The following is a 19,208-nucleotide window of genomic DNA, read 5'->3' on the forward strand; positions in this document are numbered from 1 at the left end:
TGTGATATGTCCTCAGTTAGCTGTTGCCCTGGATTTTGGCATCTTCGATTTCCTGGGCTTTCTTGATCATCTTCTGCAGGCCGCTGGTGTCTTTGATGCTGTGTCCACCAAAGAGCTCCATGGCGCTCATGCGCTTGGCCTTCATCATGTTCTGTCCCAGCTTCTGATTGGCCATGGCATTTTTGATGCCTTGACCAAAGCCATCTTTGAAGTACATGGAGAGGCCCAGTTTCAGCTCGTTGACACGGCCTTTTTTCATCAGGTTGTCCCAAAAGATCTGAGCAAACTGTTGAGTTGGCTGGTTCTTCGGCGACAGGCCCAGACGTTTGGCGTAGTGTGCCAGCCCGTGCATGATGTGGGTGATGGGCAGTCCACGAGGACAGCGTGCAATACAGTTATAGCAGGAGGTGCACATCCACATGGCGTCGGATGAGAGTACAGCCTCGCGCTTGCCCGCACGAATCATCATGAACAGTTTCTGAGGGGTATGTTCCCAGGCATTACCCAGGGGGCATGAGCCGGCGCAGACGCCGCACTGCATACACATCTTGACCCATTCGCCCTCTTCGACGTTCGCCTCAACCTCTTTAAGGAAGCTGCTGCGGTACCTTTCGGTCATTGCGGTATTTAAATCGCTCATAATCCGTTTCCCTTAGAACTTGAATGGGCTCAGGCCGATCTTCTCAACCGTCTCAGCCATATCATTGATCAGTTTGGGCGCGCGCTCTACATCAGTAATTGCGACTTCGTAGACTACTACACGCTCTGGCTCTAGGTTGAGTGAAGAGAGCGTGTCTCCCACCTTACCCATACGCTCATGCGCCATGGCGGATCCGCGTACGAAGTGACACTGGTAGTCGTCACCCTTCGCACAACCCATCAGGACAATGCCGTCATAGCCGCTGTTCAGCGAGTCAGTGATCCAGGAGAGACTGACAGAGCCCAGGCAGCGTACGGGGATGACCCGTGCCCAAGGATTGATCTCTACGCCATTCATGGCCGCTTGATCCAGTGCGGGGTAGGCATCGTTCTCACAGGCCAGTACCAGGATGCGTGGCTTCTCGTCGAACTCCTCTGGAACTTCGACGTTCTTGATCTGCTGATTGACGGTCTCAACTGAATAGTTCTCAAACGAGATTACGCGTACTGGGCAGGCGCCCATACAGGTACCGCAGCGACGGCAACGGGACTCGTTGAACATCGGGTAGCCTTTCTCGTCCTCGTTGATGGCGCCGAAGGGGCACTCAACCGTACAGCGCTTACACTGGGTGCAGCCATCCATACGGAATTTCGGGAATGAGAGGTCGCCGGCACGGGGATGGGCGGCCATACCCTTACCTGCATTCTCGGCAGCCTGAATGGCCTTCATGGCGGCACCGGCGGCATCGTCTTGGGCCTGGCGCATGTCCATTGGGCGACGCAGAGGACCAGCAGCATAGATGCCGGTACGGCGGGTCTCATACGGGAAGCAGATGAAGTGCGAGTCGGTAAAGCCGTTCTTCAGATGTGGCAGATCCGTTCCCTGGCGATAATCCAGGTTGAGGATTGAGTCTACGGTGACGGTCGGGGCCTTAACCTCTGCCTCTTCCGTTTTCTCTGCATCTTCGTCAATGACCATTGGGACGGCATAGGGATCAGGTCCGGAGTTGGGCATCATGCCCACATCCAGTACCACCAGATCGGCCTGCATGCTGGTCTCTTCGTCTAGAATCAGATCCTTGAATTTCACTTCCAGGCTGTCACCCGCTACCACTTCGCTCACTTCGCCTTTGGAGAAGGTGACCATCTTCTCTTGGCCGGCACGGTAGAAATCTTCACCGGCCGCACCTGGGGTGCGCAGATTATTGAACAGGATGGTGGTATCACAATCACCATTCTGCGCTTTGAAATACATAGCCTGCTTGATAGCAATCAGGTCGCCGATGCCGGAGTGGTAGGAGAGCTGTCCCTTTTCGGTTGAGCTTTGACCGACATTCTGCACGAAGGCGACAGCCTTGACTTCTTTGCCGTCTGATGGACGCTTGATCGGGCCGCCATTAGATGCCTTGACCAGCTTTTCCAGTTCCCCGTTGGTGATGATGTCGGGGCTGCTGCTGTAGCCAAACTGCATTAGACCTGATGGATCGTACAGATTGAACCCTGTGGCCTGAATGATGGCGCCAAAGGTTTCAGTCACAACAGCGCCTGATTCGGTGGCGATATCAACGCTGAATCGACCCGGTGCACCGGCGGTTTTGGCGACCGTGCTGTTCAGGTGAACCGTGATCAGATCGTTGGCTTCAATCGATGCGATCATCGCAGCAACGCCGGTATCCTGTGGTTCACTGTAGGGAGAACGGGTAGGGATAGACTTAATATAGTCGGCGGCCTGGCCACCCAGTGCGCCGCTCTTTTCAATGATGTGTGCCGGATAACCGGCAGCAGCGGCTTCAATGGCCGCTGTCATGCCGGTGATACCCCCGCCCACAACCATAATGGTCTTGTTCAGCTGCTGCTCACCAGAGGAGGCGGGCTTTGACATAGAGCGTAGTTCAGCGCAAGCCATACGCACATAGTCGTCGGCCATCTCCTGGGTGGTTTCCTGATGCTCATCGGCATCCGGGCGAACCCAGATGACACCTTCGCGCAGGTTGGCGCGGGTCAGGGCGACATCGGTAAAGTTGAATGCCTCGACCTTGGCGCGACGGGAGCAGGCGGCGATCATGACATGGGTCACGGCATCATTGGCGATGTCGTCACGGATCATCTGCACACCTTCGCTGTTGCAAAGCATTTCATGCTGTTTGCAGGATTGCATCTTACCCTCGCGGGTGGCAATCGATTCCAGTTGGCTAGGGTCCAGTCGGTCCCCAATACCACAGCCAGTACAGATATAACCGGCAAATTTCTTTTCGTCAGACACGTTGTTAACCCTCCGTTCCGGCGACGCGGTTGACTACCTGAATAGCGCGCAGTGCGGCGCCCGTGGCTTGCTGAACTGCACGATTGACATCCAGTGCATCAGAGGAGCAGCCGGCAGCAAAGATGCCGCCATTCTCGCTGGCAGGCTCGATAAAGCCCTCCTCATTGATGACGATGTCGACCGGGAAGCTGGCTTTGTCAACGCTGGGTTGCATGCCCACGGCCAGTACGACCAGGTCATGCTCGTTTTCGTAGCGGTGATAGCCCTCGGTATCCACGCCCTTGAGTACCGGGTTGCCGTTCGCTCTGTTCTCGACGATAGAGGCGACCTTGGACTTGATGAACGAGACGTTGGGATTTTCACGCACGGTCTGATAGAACTCCTCAAACCGGTCAATTGCACGAATGTCGATATAGTAGATAGTGGACTTGCCTTCATCCCCCAGCGCTTCCTGAACATAATGGGTCTGTTTCAGGGTGGCCATGCAGCAGATGCGTGAACAGTGCAGCAGGTGGTTCTTGTCACGGGAACCGGCACATTGAATAAAGGCGATATTTTTCGCAGGTGATCCATCGGCGCGGAGGATTTTTCCACCCGTCGGCCCGTTGGGATCAGCCATGCGCTCGAATTCCACATTGGTGATGACATTGCTGAAGCGGTCATAACCGTAGGGTTGAATCTTGTTGGCGTCATAGGGTTGCCATCCGGTTGCCCAGACCACTGCGCCGGCTTTAAAGCTGACGGTCTCTTCCTGCATATCCAGGTCCACGGCATTCACCTTACAGGCCGCTTTGGCCTTTTCAGCGTCATCTGTACCGATAATAGCCGGGTCAATGACATACTGCTGGGGATGGGCCATGCGATGGGGCAGATAGGCACCCTTGCGTTTGCCCATGCCATAGTTGTACTCATCATCGAATTCAGCGGTCACGGCCTTGCCACAGTCGCCACAACCGGTGCAGTTATCGTTGACATAACGCGGGCTGAGCTTGACGCTGGCGGTATAGTTACCCGCTTCACCCTGAATGTCGGTAACCTCGGCCATGGTCAAGATGGTCAGGTTCGGGTTCATCTTTGCCCGGCGCTGATTGATCTCTAATCCACAAGTGGGGTAGCAGAGTTTGGGGAAATATTTATACAGTTGGGTGACGCGGCCACCAACGTAGGGACGCTTTTCAACCAGTACGACCTGTTTTCCGGTCTCAGCAGCTTCCAGCGCAGCGGTGAGTCCACTGATACCACCACCGACTACCAGAATGGTCTGATTGGTTGCAATTACTTCCGTCATGGATTTTCCTCCGTTGCGGAATAGGTTCATTCGAAAAGCTGGGCTGGATATAGCGCCGATGCGGACTGTTCAGTCATCGTACAGGGCACGCAAAAACCCATAATTTAGAATTTGGTAAGATACTCTTAATGGGCTGATCCTGCCAGATCAATCGGAGACTATGTCGATCGAAATTTCCAATGGCGCCATAGGTGTGATGAATGATATCTAATGGTCGGAATAAAAAGCGCTGATGAATGCTTTGGGGCTATAATAAAAGTTAGGGGAACGAAATAACGAAACATGGAATTGAAACTGCATGAAGTGCATTGCACTATTAATGTAAATTCATGTGTTATATAACCCCTGCGGCACCCTCATCGAATACAAAAACAAGGAGAGATCAAGTGAGCCAGGCCAATAATCCCTATCTCCTTCCAAATCGAACGGCACTCGCTCGTGGTGATGATTCCTTTGATCCGAAGCGGTTTAAGCAGCAGGTTCAGGATCTGCCGATGGGCAATGTGGGGCAGGTTGCGCAGACTGTTAAGCATTTGCTGATGCAGATGAATGCCGCCAACATCCCTGTCTCCAATCGGGTGGCAAATATGGAATTGCTCTTGAAACCGCTCTTGTTTACGCTGAGTGCGCTGCATAAGGGCTTTTCAAGAGAGTCGCTACCGCTGAGTAAGCGGGCAGGGGTGATATCTGAGCTCCATGAACAACTCTGCGTCTTAGGTGTGCAGGGATATAAAGTAATTCTGGATCAGTACCACCACGAATCATTGGCTGGGCAGCTGCTGCATAAATCGAATCGTGCATTCGCCCTCCATCATGCGCTCTATTTCCTGGGGCAAAGTCTGCTAAAGGCCTACCAGCTCTATCGTCCTGCCCCCGAACATGTTTGGCGGGAGATTCATGGGATTCATCGCTATGCCTATGACCAAAAGTTGGCGGATCGCCCCGTCGATAATGAAGAGCAAGGGCTTGTAGCAAAATCGTCTGTTAATGACCTTTATAAACAACTGCTGTTGCTCTCACTCTCCGGCCCTTATCGCCTGATGCAGGGCGAGGTTCAGCGTGTTTACTACGCGCTGTTACGCTGGGTAATCTATTCACAGCTGATAGATCTGGGTAAAACATCAGAGGATGCGGGTCAGTTCATCGTGGATATTAGTGTCGATGAACCCCCTCGGCTTAGAGGGGCTGAACGGGATCATCAGGTGCTGAAAGGCTGGGTGCTGGATACCAGTAAGCTGGCGGTAAAGCTTGCCGATGATCTGGAGGCTAGCGAAGCACCGCATGGGGTGATGAGACCGCAGGTGTCGCCTGATAAGATTTCTCCTGATCTGATGGCCAGACTCATGCTGACTTGGGGTATTGGATCCAAAAGGGTAACCGACCGTGATGAAACGCCAGGAGAGGTATCACTCATATGCGGATTAGAGGCTATTTATCAGGTAATTGGGGGGGAGAAGGTGCCCGAGCTGGCCAATAGCCCTGGTACATTCAATGCATCCAACAAGCCTGCGAAGGATGAAAAGAAGCAAAGAGGTGTCCCTCGTGCCCTGTTGGAAGCCGATGAAAGTGTCATCAATGATGACCCTGATCTGGATAATATTCGCAGCTGGATCACGCGGGGCAATGATCCCACTTTGAAACTGCCGGATGCCCCCCCTGTCGTTAAGACCGAAGTGGTTGCCCCGACTGAAAGTGAGAAGGTGTCGGTAGCTAGAAATTGCCTGGTCTATAACGAGAGTGTCAATGGTTATCATCTTGGATGGACCGGTGGCAGTGATGAGCAGATCACTGTGGGCGAATTGGTTGCGGTTAGCGGTCAGGACGGACATGACGCAGAACTACTGCGGCTTGGGGTCATCCGTTGGATGCGTGTTGAGCATCCGGATGTCATCGACTTTGGCGTAGAACTGTTTCCTGGGGATATTGCGCCCGTAATTTTCTCACGTCAGTGGGGGCGTAACAAGCAGCCTGCGTATTGGCCTGGACTACTGCTGCAGCGGCCAAATGAAGATTCCACGCTAATAACTGCCCCCTTCTATTCTGAAGAGAAGGAGAAGACCTGGCTTATGAATCAGGATGACCGACGTAAGATTTTCCTGACCCGGGTTATCGAGGGAACCGCTTCGTTTATCCAGCTCTATTATCAAGACCCGGAAGTAAAAAAAGAGCAGGCTGCAACCCAGACAGAATTTGCTGATGAGGATTTTGATCAGTTATGGACAAGCCTGTAATGCACGAATGCAAAATACCTATGGCAGAGGCTAGGAGAAGTCTTGGGGCTTTAGTCATTGAATTATGTGGTTGAACTCACGGTGGCCATTTGATGTCAGCAATTAGTAGTATTAATCGACTGACAAGCATTTGAGGATGCAATGAACCGGGAGCGCAGTGTTGACGCCAGAGGCATCGGGAGATGGATGATGATCATCTCCTGGGTCATCCTTCTTGCGCTACTCTCATATCTGTTTAGCGGCATGTTGGAGCAGCAGAATAATCCAAATTCAACCCCTGAAACCGGTACGGATCAGCACGGCGCTGCGCAGGTTGTGTTGAAGCGTAATCGGGCGGGTCATTATGTGGCAAGTGGCCAGATTAATGGACATGAAGTGGTGTTCCTGCTGGATACAGGTGCAACCGATGTGGCTTTATCGAGTGAATTGGCAACAAAGCTAAAATTAGCGCAGGGTGCACAACGAATCAGCCAGACGGCAAACGGCGCTGTCATCTCTTGGCAAACCCGGTTATCAGAAGTGGGTCTGGGCGACATTAGACTCAATAATGTCAGGGCTAGCGTACTCCCTTCGATGCAAGGGAATGAGGTGTTGCTAGGGATGAGCTTTCTGAAACGCTTGGAGCTGGTTCAAAAAGGCGATCAGTTAACGCTGAGGAAGCTCTAGCGTTTCCGACGGGTTGTTACATGTGAAGGATGGGTGGTCTGAGGTTACTCAAACCACCCGCTGTTGATTAATTAGGCAACAGTGTCTTTCAGTGCTTTAAGTGCTGTGACTTTGACTACAGTCGTTGCTTTTTTAGCAGCAATCTTGATCGCTTCACCGGTGGCTGGGTTACGGCCCATGCGTGCTTTGCGTGCCGGTTTTACAACGCGGCGCACTTTAACCCCAGTCTCGGGGATTGCAAATTCACCTGATCCGCGACGCATCATGTGACCTTTCACTAATCCACCCAATGCGTTGAAAACATCGCTGACCTGTTTTCTGGTCAGGCCAGTCTCTTCGGCAATTGACTGAAGGATTTGGTTTTTGGTTTGCTTGGTAGCGATCGCTTTTGGTTTTGCGGGTGCGGCAGCTTTAACTGCAACGGCCTTTTTCTTGGCGGGTGCTTTCTTAGCCACAACCTTCTTCTTAGTGGCTACTTTCTTCTTTGCTACGGGTGCTTTTTTTGCAGCAGTTTTTTTTGCAGCTTGTTTCTTGACGGCCATGGAAAACTCCTGAGTTAGACCTGAAGTGTGCGCGCTAAACATAGCATAGTTTTATAGTTTTCCAAGTGTTTATGCATTGAAATCTGCTAAAAACAGGGCTTTTTTCACGTTTTTTTGCGTGTTCGACCGAATAAGGGCTGTTTGTGGGTAATGTGGAAACAGTTTTTTGCGCTTAACTGGAGGGTGATGGCAGAGGCCGTTGGCCTTTAAAAAATGGGGTGGTAAGCATGAAGGTTGATCGCAATCACTGCTGTTTTTCAAGTGCTAAAGGGTATAGCAAACTCCGCCTCTTCTGCTGTCACCTGAACCTGAAAGTACGCCGTTTTTATTGCGCATCACTGAATGGGCGCCGCCATAGAACAGGCTTTTATGTGACCAGAGATTAACCTGCGGGAACTGGGTGCGCAGTTCTGCAACCACGGCTTCGACTGGTCCGGGTTCAATATTCAGTAGATCGTTTTCATAGTGCATGCGGGATTGCTCAACCGCTTCCTCGATAGGCATGTTGAAGTCGATCAGATTGACCAGCACCTGCATAATTGCACTGCGAATGCGGTTTGATCCACCAGAGCCTGTAGCAATTACCTGGCCATCGTTTGTGACTACCAGGGTCGGCGCCATCATGGATGCGATTCTGCTATTGCGCGGCCATTGATGGAATCCCTTCGGATTAAGATCTTCTTCTCCGAGCATGTTATTCAGCATGATTCCACAGCCCGGAAGTACATAGCCTGAACCTTCACCATTGGAAAGTGTCATGCTGGCCATGTTGCCAAAGCGATCTGCCACGCTGACTTGTGTGGTGCCTCTGGAGAACGCTTTATGATTTCGCATGGTATCCCGATAGCTGCTGAGAAATTCATTATCGAGAATCTCTAAGTCGGTACTCAGGTCGTCTGTTGAGCCTATGGCGCGGGTATTGCGAAGTTCATGCGTCAACTGCATGGCATGGCCGATGCGCTGAAGATGGTGGATGCTATTGGCGTTGTACTTGCCCAGTTTTTCGGCTTCAAGAAGCGACAGCGTGAAGGCAATCAAGATCCCTCCAACCGAAGGGGGTGGGTTGGTGAACAGGCGGGCATGGTGGTAGCCCAGTTCTAAAGGTTTTCTTTGCTCAACTGAATAAGATTGGAGATCGGCTGGCGATAGACAGCCGCCGTGGTCGCGACAGGTGTTGGTTAGGAGGCGCCCCATCTCGCCTTGATAAAACAGCGCTTCACCCTCGTGGGCCAGGATCTCAAATCCGTCTGCCATCTCGGAGTTGATAACGACGTCATTCGATTGAGCTATTTCACCAGGGCGCTGACTGCATTCATGCAGGCGGAGTGCATCGGGTGTGGATTTGATGATAGGGGATACCAGGTCGGCAATATGGTGTTGGAAGCTGTTAACCTTAATCCCCTTGCGAGCTGCTTCACAGGCCGGCTGAATTATCTCCCTGAGAGGCATTTTGCAGAGATCGCGATGGATGTTAAAAATGCCTTTTATTGTCCCGGGTGTGGCTATTGAACCCATGCCGATGTGGAACTCCTGCTGCACTGTGCCGAAGTCAGCAACGATGGGGTAAAAGTCCAGATCCTGCTCGGTTGGTCTGCTGTGCGGTGTTTGCACAAAAAAATCGTAAAGAGTGGGCCTTTCGTTTTTGGTCTGGGCCATCAGAAACCCGCCACCCCCCAGTGATGCGAGGACTGGCTCTGCAACACAGCTGGCAAACAGGGCGGCGAGCGCGGCATCAAATGCGTTGCCACCTACACGAAGAATCTCTTTGGCGGCATTGGCGGTGACTTCATGGCCGGCGGCCACAACCCCTGCAGATGACTTCATTGCGCTCATTCCCGGCTCGATTCTGTGTTGTCAGTTCAAGTATTAGTCTAATTATGCCGATAAACTTGCTGTTTCTATAGATAAACAGCGGCATTATCTGAATTCTCCGCTGACAGTATGTCATAAATTAGCGTGAGATTTATGCGGACTTTGTCTGACGATCTGTCAGGTTTGATATATGCTTTCTGTTACCTATCGAGCACCCTCATAGATGCAGAAATGGATTCTGCATCAAGGGTAATGGATAACGATCACACTCAGGCGCATTTTTTGGGGTGATAGGCGACGGGAAAAGGGAATAGCCGGGTTTCAGGGGATGAGTTAAGAGGTAGGGAGTTGGTCTATGGCCGTAGTACCCAAACAGAACGGATTGGATATTCTGCGGAAGCTGGTTCCGCTTAATACGCTCACAGAGGATACTCTGGCCGAGCTGATGGATTCTGTTGAATTTGAGAAAGTCGCTAAGGGCGACACTATATTTAACGCGGGTGATACGGACCCTGAACGGATCTATCTGCTGTCCGGGAAGCTTGGGGTAATTGAAGCCGGTAAAGAGATAGACACTGTTGCGGCAGGCACAAATATGGCCCGCTATCCTGTTGCGCACCACATCCCACGTAAATATTCAGTACAGGCAAAAACGAAAGTGGAGGTTGTTCGTATAGGCAACCGTTTACTGAGTGATCTGCTCTCCCGGGGTGGTAATGCCTTGTATCAGGTTGAAGAGCTGAATACTGACTCCGAAGATGACTGGATGAGTCAGCTGCTGTTGTCGCCTATTTTTCAACGCATTCCTGCGGCCAATATTCAGAACATCATGATGCGTATGGAGGAGGTGCAGGTTACTGCCGGAGAGGTAGTTATCAGACAAGGTGATGAGGGGGACTATTTTTACCTCATTAACCGTGGTCAATGCTCCATCACAAAAGAGGGTAGGAGTGGCGATTTAACTGAACTTGCCACCCTGGGTCCGGGTGATTCTGTGGGTGAAGAATCCCTCCTTTCAGGGCAGAAGCGAGGTAGTACGGTCAGCATGATGACAGATGGTATTCTGTTTCGCCTGGGAAAAAAGGATTTCATCGAATACATCAAGCTACCCCTGGCTAACTCGATCAGCTATGACATCGCCAAGGAGAAAGTTGCAAAAGGGGCGGTTTGGCTGGATGTCCGGTCTGCCTTAGAGTTTGAACGGGCACATATCCCACAGAGTAAAAACATCCCTTTCAATGAGCTTCGCTCCAAACTTTCCGGACTTGATTCAAGTAAAACCTACGTCGTCTATTGCCAGGACGGATTGGTCAGTTCTACCGCAATCTATCTGTTGATGGAGCGTGATCTGGACGGGTTTGTTCTGGAGCGTGGGCTTGAGTCGGTTCCGGATGATGTGATCAATAAAGAGCCTGTTCAGGATGGGGCGCAGATCATTAATCTCCGGCCAGAACAGGAAGAGACCAAGGTAGCACCGCCTGACAGTAAAACCGCACCAGATGATGAGGCTGGGTTACTCCGTCAGCGGTTGCAAAAGACAGAGGCTCAGGCTCAGGAACAGTTACAGCGCGCCCGAAAAATGAAGCTGGCAATGGAGAAGCTCAAAGGGCGTTTGACTGAAATGGAGGAGGAGGGCGAACGCGAAGGCAAAGAGCGCCAACGCTTGGTGACTGAGATAGAGAGTTTGCAGAATAGGCTGCGCGATCGTGATGAAGCACATGGTGCGCTGAAGCAGAAACAATCGGCTGTCAATGAGCAGTTGGGTGAATTGAAAGCAGAGCGGGATCAGCTGCAGGAAGAGTTGACCAAGCAGTGTCAGCATGTTGGGAAACTGGAAAAACGGCTTGAGGGCAAACAGCAAGAAGAGGACGCGCTTAAAAAGGCCCTTACTGAAGGAAGTGAAAAACATCAACAAGCGCTAACAACACTTCAAGCTAAGTTTAATGAAGAGGCCCTGGCGCGTTCGAACTTGGATGAGCAGAGCAGGTCCCTGCAGCAGACGCTCGAAAAATCCAACGCTGAAATTGAAAATCTCAAATCTGAATTGCAGGCTCGCGACACATCAATCATTGAGTTGCAACAGAGTGAACAGGCGCTGCAAGAGGGGAAGCGTGTCCTTGAATCTGATCAGGCCGCGTTACAGGGCGAACTCGATAAAGCCCGAGTCGAAATCGACCGGTTGTCGAGTGATCTACAATCGAAAGGACAATCAATTGATGCGTTAGAGCAACAGCAGCAAGTATTAGGAGAGACTCAGGTTGAGCTTGACAGGCTCAATGCTGAACTGCAGGTCCGTGATAAAACCATTCAGCAGTTACAACACAATCAACAGTTACTAGAAACCGCACAAGCGGAAATTACTGCGCTTGAGTCAGCACGGAGTAAGCTGGAAAGTGAAGGAGAAGCACTGCAGTCAGGTCTTGAACAGGCACGCGATGAAGTTCACAGGCTGACTGATGAAATAGCAAGTCATTCGAAACAAAATGAAGCGCAAGCGAGCAAGCTAGAGCAGTTGGAGGCCGCACTAAAAGAGGCCCAGGATGCAGTCAATACACTGCAGGCCGAACATGCTCACGTCGGTGAGAGTGAGCAGTCTCTGCAGGTGTCGCTGTCAAAGGCGGAGAGTCGCATTGCAGTGCTTGAGTCTGATCTCTCCAATCAGGGAAGTAATAACAACAAGTTGACGGAACAGTTGGCTGTTGCAGAGAAACAGCAACTGCTGCTCAACTCAGAACTGGATCAGTTGCGTGCCGAGCTGGAAGGGACGAGCGCCCAGGTCTCACAGCTGGAATCAGAGCGTACTGAGCTGGAAAAAATACATCAGCAACATAAGACAGAGTTGGAATCGACCCTTAAGCAGTCACTCTATGAGGCGATAGAGGGGCGTACTCAGGCTGAGCATGGCATTCTTTCTGTTACCGATGAGCGGGACCGCTTGGCTGCTGAGTTGACCGTTCTCAAGACGGCGCATAGCCAATTACAACAGCAACTGCTTACACGCGAGAAGGACTTTGCGGAGTTGGACGCTAAGGGCAGTGTAGAGGAAGGTGAAGCACTGCAATCCAGTAAAGCAGAGCAGGCACGACTGGAAGCCTCGCTGGCTGAGGCAACGACGGCATTGGCCAGTTTACAGCAGACGATCGAGGCAAAAGATCAAGAGCTGGCCACGTTAGTGCAAAGCCTGAATGAAAGGCAAGAGGAAGAGGCACATGCCAGTGTGCGATTGAGTGAAGTCGAGAGTGCCGTCACAACACTACAGGATGATGCTCAGGCCCAGGCAGAATTGCTTGCGCTTATGGAGGCCGAGAAACAGCGTCTTGAAAAGGTGCATGAAGATGACCAGAAGCAGATTAAGGCGCTTGAGGCGAGGCTCGCTCAAGATAAAGCGGAGGGACAGTATTCACAGGATGAGTTGTCGGGTTTACGTGTAGAGCTTGAAGAGCTGGCAGCGGCAAAAATGGCCGCAGAAGAGGCCCTGGCACGAGCAGAGCAGCGGAAGACATCGGATTCAAAAGGCAGTGTGGATGTCAGGGCACTACAGGCTGAGCTGGCAACCTTAAATGATGCGTTGGATGAGGCGGATCACTCTTACGAACAGCTGAATGAAGAGAAGCTGGCGCTTGAAGAGGCGTTAGGTCGTTTGCAAGAACAGATCAGTGAACCGGATGATGAGGCGCTGACACAGCAGAGCGAAGAGGTGATAGCGGCCTTGCGTGCAGAATTGGAGTTGGTGCGAGAACAGGCAGAGGCGGATGTTAGTGAGATGCGTGCTGCGCTAAAGGCGACCGAGCACAATGGTGAGCAAATGAAATCGCCTGTAGATTCCGGGGCCATCACTGCACTGCGCGAAGAGTTGGAACAAGCTCGCCTGTCGATCAAGGAGAAAGAGCTGAGCAGCTCAGCGGATGCTGCAGAATGTGAAGTATTGCGACAAGATATTGATAAGTTAAAGCGTTCCCTGGATGAGCGAAGCGCCGAATTGGAGAGGGCGAGGAAAGAGGGGTTGCTGCTGGAAGAGAAGACTGAAGAGCGCAATAGTGAGATTGACCGATTGAAGCTGGCACTGGAGGCGGCACAGGTTGATGCGGATGAAGCACAGTTTAAAAGAGATGAGGCGCTCGAGACAAGAAAGCAGGTGGAAGATGCCCTGTATAAATTACAAAAGCAGGTGGAGAGTGAGCGACCGAGAGATGACCTGCTGGATAAACGTCTTGCCAGTAATGCGGCGAGTTATGATACAGCGCCCGTTTCGAGTGGTAAGCGTACTTTTACCGGTTTAGTGGCCGGTGCTGTGCTGGCTTTTGCGGGTGCTGAGGCGCTTTCTATTTTGGGTGGCAAGGGTGAGATCATCAGTGGCTATCTGGATGGAGGTGAATCAGTGGTGTCGGCTGAATCGCCGGTGTCTGATTCGATTGTTCAGAATGAAAGTGTAATCCCTGCAATTGAAACGCCTTTGTCCCTGCCGGCCGAAGTGTCCTCAGTTGTAGAGATAAAGAAGCAACCAGATCCTCAGCCAGTGATTAAAGAACCGGCCTCGATACCTGTTGTCCCGCCCGTTATTGTGCGTAATCCACCAGAGCCAGTAAAAAAAGCACCGCCAAAATCACGCGAACCAGAAACCGGCAGTCGTATTCAGGATAGATTGTTTGATGGAGGCAGTGGTCCGGAGATGCGCTATGTTAGAGGTGGCGCATTTGATATGGGTAGTCGGGTCAACCATTTGGCGAGTGAAGAGCAGCCTGTTCATGAGGTGAAGCTGGGCAGCTTCAGCATTGGTCAACATGAAGTCTCTTTCAGAGAGTATGAGGTGTTTGCTGCAGCGACAGGGCGTCCCTTACCTGATGATCTGGGCTGGGGGCAGGGGCCGCGCCCAGTCATCAATGTAAGCTGGAATGATGCTAAAGCCTATACGGTTTGGCTGACTGAGCAGACTGGTCATAATTATCGTTTGCCGACCGAAGCGGAGTGGGAATATGCTGCCGCTGCGGGGACTGATACCCCATATTGGTGGGGTTTTGATCTGGGCTCTGGTAAGGCCAATTGTTTCAATTGTGGCAGTCAGTGGGATGGGGTTTCAACGGCTCCTGTCGGAAGATTTGAGGCGAATCCCTATGGTCTGCATAACACCGCAGGAAATGTTATGGAGTGGGTGGATGATTGCTATCACTTCAGTTATGTAGGCGCCCCTTCTGATGGTTCAAGTTGGCAAGAAGCCGGTTGTACCGAGCGAGTTATTCGCGGCGGTGCATTTAATAAGCCGGGAGAGAGTCTCAGGGTCACCAAACGGGGCCGGCATGATGCCAATGCCAAACTCTTTGTGCTGGGATTTCGCGTGGCAAGGGATGTTCGCTAGTATAAATAAATAAGACCCGGGATGCGGCCGCATCCCGGGTCATACACAACGTTTTTTCAGTATGAATTAATCAAAGAAACTATCGATAGGTTTCGTCGCGAGGTCAGGAGTAAGCCGAGCCAGCTTGCAGTTTTGCACAAGTGTCATCTCTTGAAGTTGTAGGGTGGGGCGCAAAATATCGTGTGGTCCGCCATTGAGGACCTGGGTAGGACGTTTCTCGGAGCTGCTCTTCTCGAGCAGTGCTCCACTCGCCATGTCATATGTACAGATCATCTTGCACCCCCTTAGCCGGTGGATTAATCGACCTCATATTATCTAGCGGTCGTCTGATAGATATCTTTAGGACTATTTTTTTAGCGGCTTATTCAAAATTGGGCGACGCTGAAAGTAAATATTTTTCTTCCTTGGATAAGGATTCATTTCGCTTAATTCAATCAACTATACTGTCTGGTATTCATAATGATGGTGTGTCGGTGCGACAGCAGTGCTGTCCAGGGGTGAGATGACAAAAAAGCAAAAACAGGTAAAAGAGCGTGTGCCTGGAGCTGGTCGAGCCAAAATGTTGGTCGCGGCCATGCTTGGAGGATTGCTGCTCAATCCCCCGTTGCTGGAAATTTCCTCGGTAGATCCGATGGCCCGTTTGTTTGGATGGCCGCTGATTCTTTTCTATATCAATGCGATCTGGATATTGTTAATCATCATGGTGCTCATGCCAAAGATCGGTTTGTGGGTAAAGATGGCCGCGGCGACAGTTAAGCGATTATTGGGCAGAGGGTCGGCCTGATGCAGTTTGCCTGGATCGTCTTCTTTATCTCACTGGCCTATCTTGGACTGCTTTTTTTGATCGCGCATTTTGCGGATAGGCGTGCTGCTCAGGGGCGCAGTATCGGGGCAAATCCCTATGTCTATTCACTCTCGCTGGCAGTTTACTGCACTTCATGGACCTTTTATGGCAGCGTAGGAAGGGCCGCTACTGATGGCATTGGCTTTCTCCCGATTTATTTGGGGCCCACGCTGCTGTTTATGGTGGCGCCTTTTTTACTGAGAAAAATTCTCAAGATCGCACAGGCTCAGCGAACAACATCCATTGCTGATTTCATTTCATCCCGGTATGGAAAAAGTCAAATGTTGGCGGGCCTGGTTACTGTTGTGGCGGTGATTGGCATCATGCCCTATATCGCATTGCAACTGAAAGCGGTCTCCAACAGTTTTGACATCCTTGGGCGTTATCCTGAGATCACGGCAACACTGCCGCTCTCTACGGGTGTGCTGGATGACAAGGCATTTTATGTCACCATTTTGCTTGCCCTGTTTACCATATTCTTTGGCACGCGCAGGCTCGATGCCTCTGAGCACCATGAGGGTCTAATGGTAGCCATTGCATTCGAATCGTTGGTGAAACTGTTCGCCTTTCTTGCGGTTGGCATATTCGTTACTTATTTTATGTTTGACGGGTTTGCTGCCGTTTTTGATCGGGCAGCAAGTAATGATGCTTTGTCTTTTTTGATTTCTGGTCAACAACTGTTTGATAACGGTAGCTGGACATTTCTCATGATGCTGTCAGCGCTGGCTGCTTTCTGCCTGCCCAGGCAGTTTCAGGTCACAGTGGTAGAGAATACCCATCGCTCTCACTTGGATAAAGCAATGTGGTTATTTCCACTGTATCTCCTGGTGATCAATATATTTGTTCTCCCTATTGCGATTGCTGGGTTAACAACTTTTCCTGGGGGCGGGATTCATGCGGATACTTTCGTCTTGACCTTGCCTATGTCTGCAGAGCAACCGGCCTTGGCTATGCTGGTGTATATCGGTGGGCTTTCAGCGGCCAGCGGTATGGTTATTGTCGCGGCAGTTGCGCTGAGTACCATGGTGTGTAATGACCTGATTGTGCCGGTGATGATGCGTTTCCGGTTGCTTCATTTCGGGCGTATGGAGTCCAAGACGGCAACGGGTATGCTGAAGGCGCTGAGGCGTATCACCATTATCGGTATTCTGTTGCTCTCTTACAGCTATTTTAAAATTATCGGCGATTCTTATGCCCTGGTGACGATAGGGCTGGTCTCTTTTGCCGCCGCTGCACAGTTTGCACCGCTCATTGTGGGCGGGGTGTTCTGGAAGGGGGCAACTCTAAAGGGGGCATTGGCCGGGCTCAGTGCGGGATTTTTGATATGGGGTTATACCCTGGTGTTACCGGCATTTGCTCAGTCGGGTTGGTTGCCGCTTGCGTTTGTTGACCAGGGTCCGTTTGGTCTGGTTCTGCTTAAGCCGCAGGCCTTATTTGGCGTCAGATGGGACAGTCCCCTGATACACAGCCTGTTCTGGAGTGCCTTTATAAACATCGGACTCTATCTGATCGTTTCGCTTTTTACCCGACAGAGTCTGATTGAACGAACCCAGGCACGGGCCTTTGTCGATGTGTTTCAGCAGAAAAATGACTTTGCAACCCGGCCTTGGGAGGGGCAGATAAGGATTGCTGAATTGGAACGCACAGTGCTGCGCTTTGTGGATTCTGAGCGGGTGTATAAGTTGTTTGAGCGTTATCGTGATAGCAGTTTGTCCGGATACTCGTCAGGAATGGATGCGCCCGCCGATCTACTGACGGAAGTTGAGAAGTTGCTGTCCGGTGTTATAGGTTCTGCATCGGCACGGGTGCTGATCAATACAGGGCTGCGTCGATCTAATATTAATTTGGATAATGTCCTGGATATTATCGATGAGGCCTCTTCGGCCGTAGAGGCGAGCCGAGAAGTTTTAAAATCTGTTATAGAGAACGTCGATCAGGGGATCTCGATGTATGACCGTGAGATGAATCTGGTGGCATGGAATCGACGGTTTGTTGAGATCAACGCCATCCCAGAGCAACTCCTGCGCTCCGGTGTGAGTTTGCGTGATATCTGTCGCTATAACCTGGATAAAGGGGAGTATGGTGAAGTTGAAGATCGGGAGGCATTTATTGAACACTATCTCCGGGATGCCTTTCGGCCGGAAAGGACAGTTTTTGAAAAGATTCGCCCTAATAACACGATTGTTGAAATACGTAGAACACCGCTGGCGACTGGCAGTGTCGTCACTACCTATACGGACATTACTCAGCGTAAACGGGCCGAGCTTGAGTTGACCCGACTGAGAAATCTGCTGGGGAATATCATTGATTCAATGCCATCGGCCCTTATTGGTATTGATGTCGACGGGCGGGTAACACACTGGAATCGGGAGGCGGAACAGATGAGTGGTTTGAGTGCGGCACAGGCCTTTGGCCAGCCGTTATCTGAGTTGTTCCCACTGTTTCCTGATGTCTTGCGGAAGATTCAGCGTGCGATTCAAACGCTCTCGCCGGATCAGGCGAGCAATCTGCGCTGGGAAAATGAACAAGGCGAAGTGCGTTATCTGGATGTCACGGTCTATCCCCTTATGGGTGAACGGGTGGAAGGGGCGGTGATTCGATTGGATGATGTGACTGAAACAGTTCGCATGGAAGAGATGATGGTGCAGTCTGAAAAGATGTTGTCCGTGGGCGGACTCGCGGCAGGAATGGCGCATGAAATTAATAACCCATTGGCCGGTATTGTGCAGAGTGTTCAGGTAATGAATACGCGGCTTGGGCGTGATATGGAGAAAAATCGCAAGGTGGCGGAATCCTGTAATACATCCATCGATGCCGTTGCCAATTATATGGATGAGCGGGGCATTACCGCACTCATGGAGATGATTTCAGAATCAGGTAAACGGGCAGCGAAGATTGTCAGCAGTATGCTCAGCTTTAGTCGGAAAAGTGATCTGAAGTTTGAGTTGCGTGATCTGCGGGTATTGTTGGATGAGACCGTAGAGATTGCTTCAAATGATTACAGCTTGGAAAAAAATTATGACTTCCGCAAGATCATCATTGAGCGAGAATATGCGGATGATCTGCCTGATGCCTGGTGTGAAGGGGGGCAGATTCAGCAAGTGTTACTCAATCTGTTAAAAAATGGTGCGCAGGCGATGTTTGATGCAGCGGCTAAGACAAACCAGGAGGGACGGGCTAATATCTTCCATCTTCGTGCCTATCCACAGGGTGAGTGGGTCTGTGTCGAGGTTGAGGATAACGGACCGGGTATGAGTTCTGCCGTCCGGCGCCGTATCTTTGAGCCCTTCTTTACGACCAAAGAGGTGGGGTCTGGAACCGGTTTGGGCCTCTCTGTCTCTTATTTCATCATTACCCAGAATCATCGTGGCAGTATTGAAGTGAAGCCGGGAAAAAATGGTGGGAGTTGTTTTGTCATTCAACTCCCCCGGATGGCGCCGGATAGCGTTTAATATGATCAGGGTTGTCAAAAGCAGAGTGAATCACTGGATTCTGCCCCATCCGCTGTTGTATTGTCGTCCCCCATATCCAACTTTCAATGTCTGGCAATGAGATGAATAACAGGAGGCT

General features: G+C 51.2%; 11 protein-coding genes. 5 read left to right on the top strand and 6 right to left on the bottom strand.

Features of this window, described 5'->3' with window-relative positions:
- Nucleotides 1-16: 16 nt before the first annotated feature.
- From FHP88_RS06100 to FHP88_RS06110, 3 genes are read right to left on the bottom strand one after another with little or no spacing between them, the layout of a single operon-like run.
- Nucleotides 17-640, bottom strand: a complete 624-nt coding sequence (locus FHP88_RS06100; protein WP_186297627.1) for a 4Fe-4S dicluster domain-containing protein — start codon at nt 638-640, stop codon at nt 17-19.
- Between the two features lie 12 nt (nt 641-652).
- The gene (locus FHP88_RS06105; RefSeq protein WP_144358122.1) at nt 653-2,902 is read right to left on the bottom strand and encodes a hydrogenase iron-sulfur subunit; all 2,250 of its coding nucleotides are present in this window, start codon (nt 2,900-2,902) and stop codon (nt 653-655) included.
- A 4-nt stretch (nt 2,903-2,906) separates the two neighbouring features.
- A complete protein-coding gene (locus FHP88_RS06110) occupies nt 2,907-4,190 on the bottom strand; it encodes a CoB--CoM heterodisulfide reductase iron-sulfur subunit A family protein (protein ID WP_144358123.1) in 1,284 nt (427 codons plus the stop codon).
- A 386-nt stretch (nt 4,191-4,576) separates the two neighbouring features.
- On the opposite strand from FHP88_RS06110, the gene FHP88_RS06115 reads away from it, so the two are divergent.
- Nucleotides 4,577-6,421: a hypothetical protein gene (locus FHP88_RS06115; RefSeq protein ID WP_144358124.1), complete on the top strand. Its 1,845-nt coding sequence runs from the start codon at nt 4,577-4,579 to the stop codon at nt 6,419-6,421.
- A 141-nt stretch (nt 6,422-6,562) separates the two neighbouring features.
- A complete protein-coding gene (locus tag FHP88_RS06120; protein ID WP_260843179.1) occupies nt 6,563-7,087 on the top strand; it encodes a retropepsin-like aspartic protease family protein in 525 nt (174 codons plus the stop codon).
- Nucleotides 7,088-7,158: 71 nt separating this feature from the next.
- On the opposite strand, the gene FHP88_RS06125 is transcribed toward FHP88_RS06120, so the two are convergent.
- Both FHP88_RS06125 and ggt read right to left on the bottom strand, forming a co-directional pair.
- On the bottom strand, nt 7,159-7,629 hold the full coding sequence (locus tag FHP88_RS06125; protein ID WP_144358125.1) for an HU family DNA-binding protein: 471 nt from the start codon (nt 7,627-7,629) through the stop codon (nt 7,159-7,161).
- Nucleotides 7,630-7,893: 264 nt separating this feature from the next.
- Nucleotides 7,894-9,453, bottom strand: coding sequence for a gamma-glutamyltransferase (ggt, locus tag FHP88_RS06130; protein WP_144358126.1), 1,560 nt, complete (start codon nt 9,451-9,453; stop codon nt 7,894-7,896).
- Nucleotides 9,454-9,796: 343 nt separating this feature from the next.
- Between ggt and FHP88_RS06135 the strand changes: the two genes are divergently transcribed.
- Nucleotides 9,797-14,794: an SUMF1/EgtB/PvdO family nonheme iron enzyme gene (locus tag FHP88_RS06135; protein WP_144358127.1), complete on the top strand. Its 4,998-nt coding sequence runs from the start codon at nt 9,797-9,799 to the stop codon at nt 14,792-14,794.
- Nucleotides 14,795-14,860: 66 nt separating this feature from the next.
- Here FHP88_RS06135 and FHP88_RS06140 read toward each other — a convergent pair whose 3' ends face one another.
- Nucleotides 14,861-15,067, bottom strand: a complete 207-nt coding sequence (locus tag FHP88_RS06140) for a hypothetical protein (protein ID WP_144358128.1) — start codon at nt 15,065-15,067, stop codon at nt 14,861-14,863.
- Between the two features lie 229 nt (nt 15,068-15,296).
- Here FHP88_RS06140 and FHP88_RS06145 point away from each other — a divergent pair, with 229 nt between their 5' ends.
- Together FHP88_RS06145 and FHP88_RS06150 are read left to right on the top strand one after the other, a co-directional pair.
- A complete protein-coding gene (locus FHP88_RS06145; RefSeq protein ID WP_144358129.1) occupies nt 15,297-15,578 on the top strand; it encodes a hypothetical protein in 282 nt (93 codons plus the stop codon).
- Complete coding sequence (locus tag FHP88_RS06150) at nt 15,578-19,090, top strand: PAS-domain containing protein (RefSeq protein ID WP_144358130.1); 3,513 nt, start codon at nt 15,578-15,580, stop codon at nt 19,088-19,090. Before FHP88_RS06145 ends, FHP88_RS06150 begins: the two co-directional genes overlap by 1 nt.
- The last annotated feature ends 118 nt before the right edge of the window (nt 19,091-19,208 follow it).

It is taken from the genome of Sedimenticola selenatireducens (assembly GCF_007625115.1).
Taxonomy (GTDB): Bacteria; Pseudomonadota; Gammaproteobacteria; order Chromatiales; family Chromatiaceae; genus Sedimenticola; species Sedimenticola selenatireducens_A.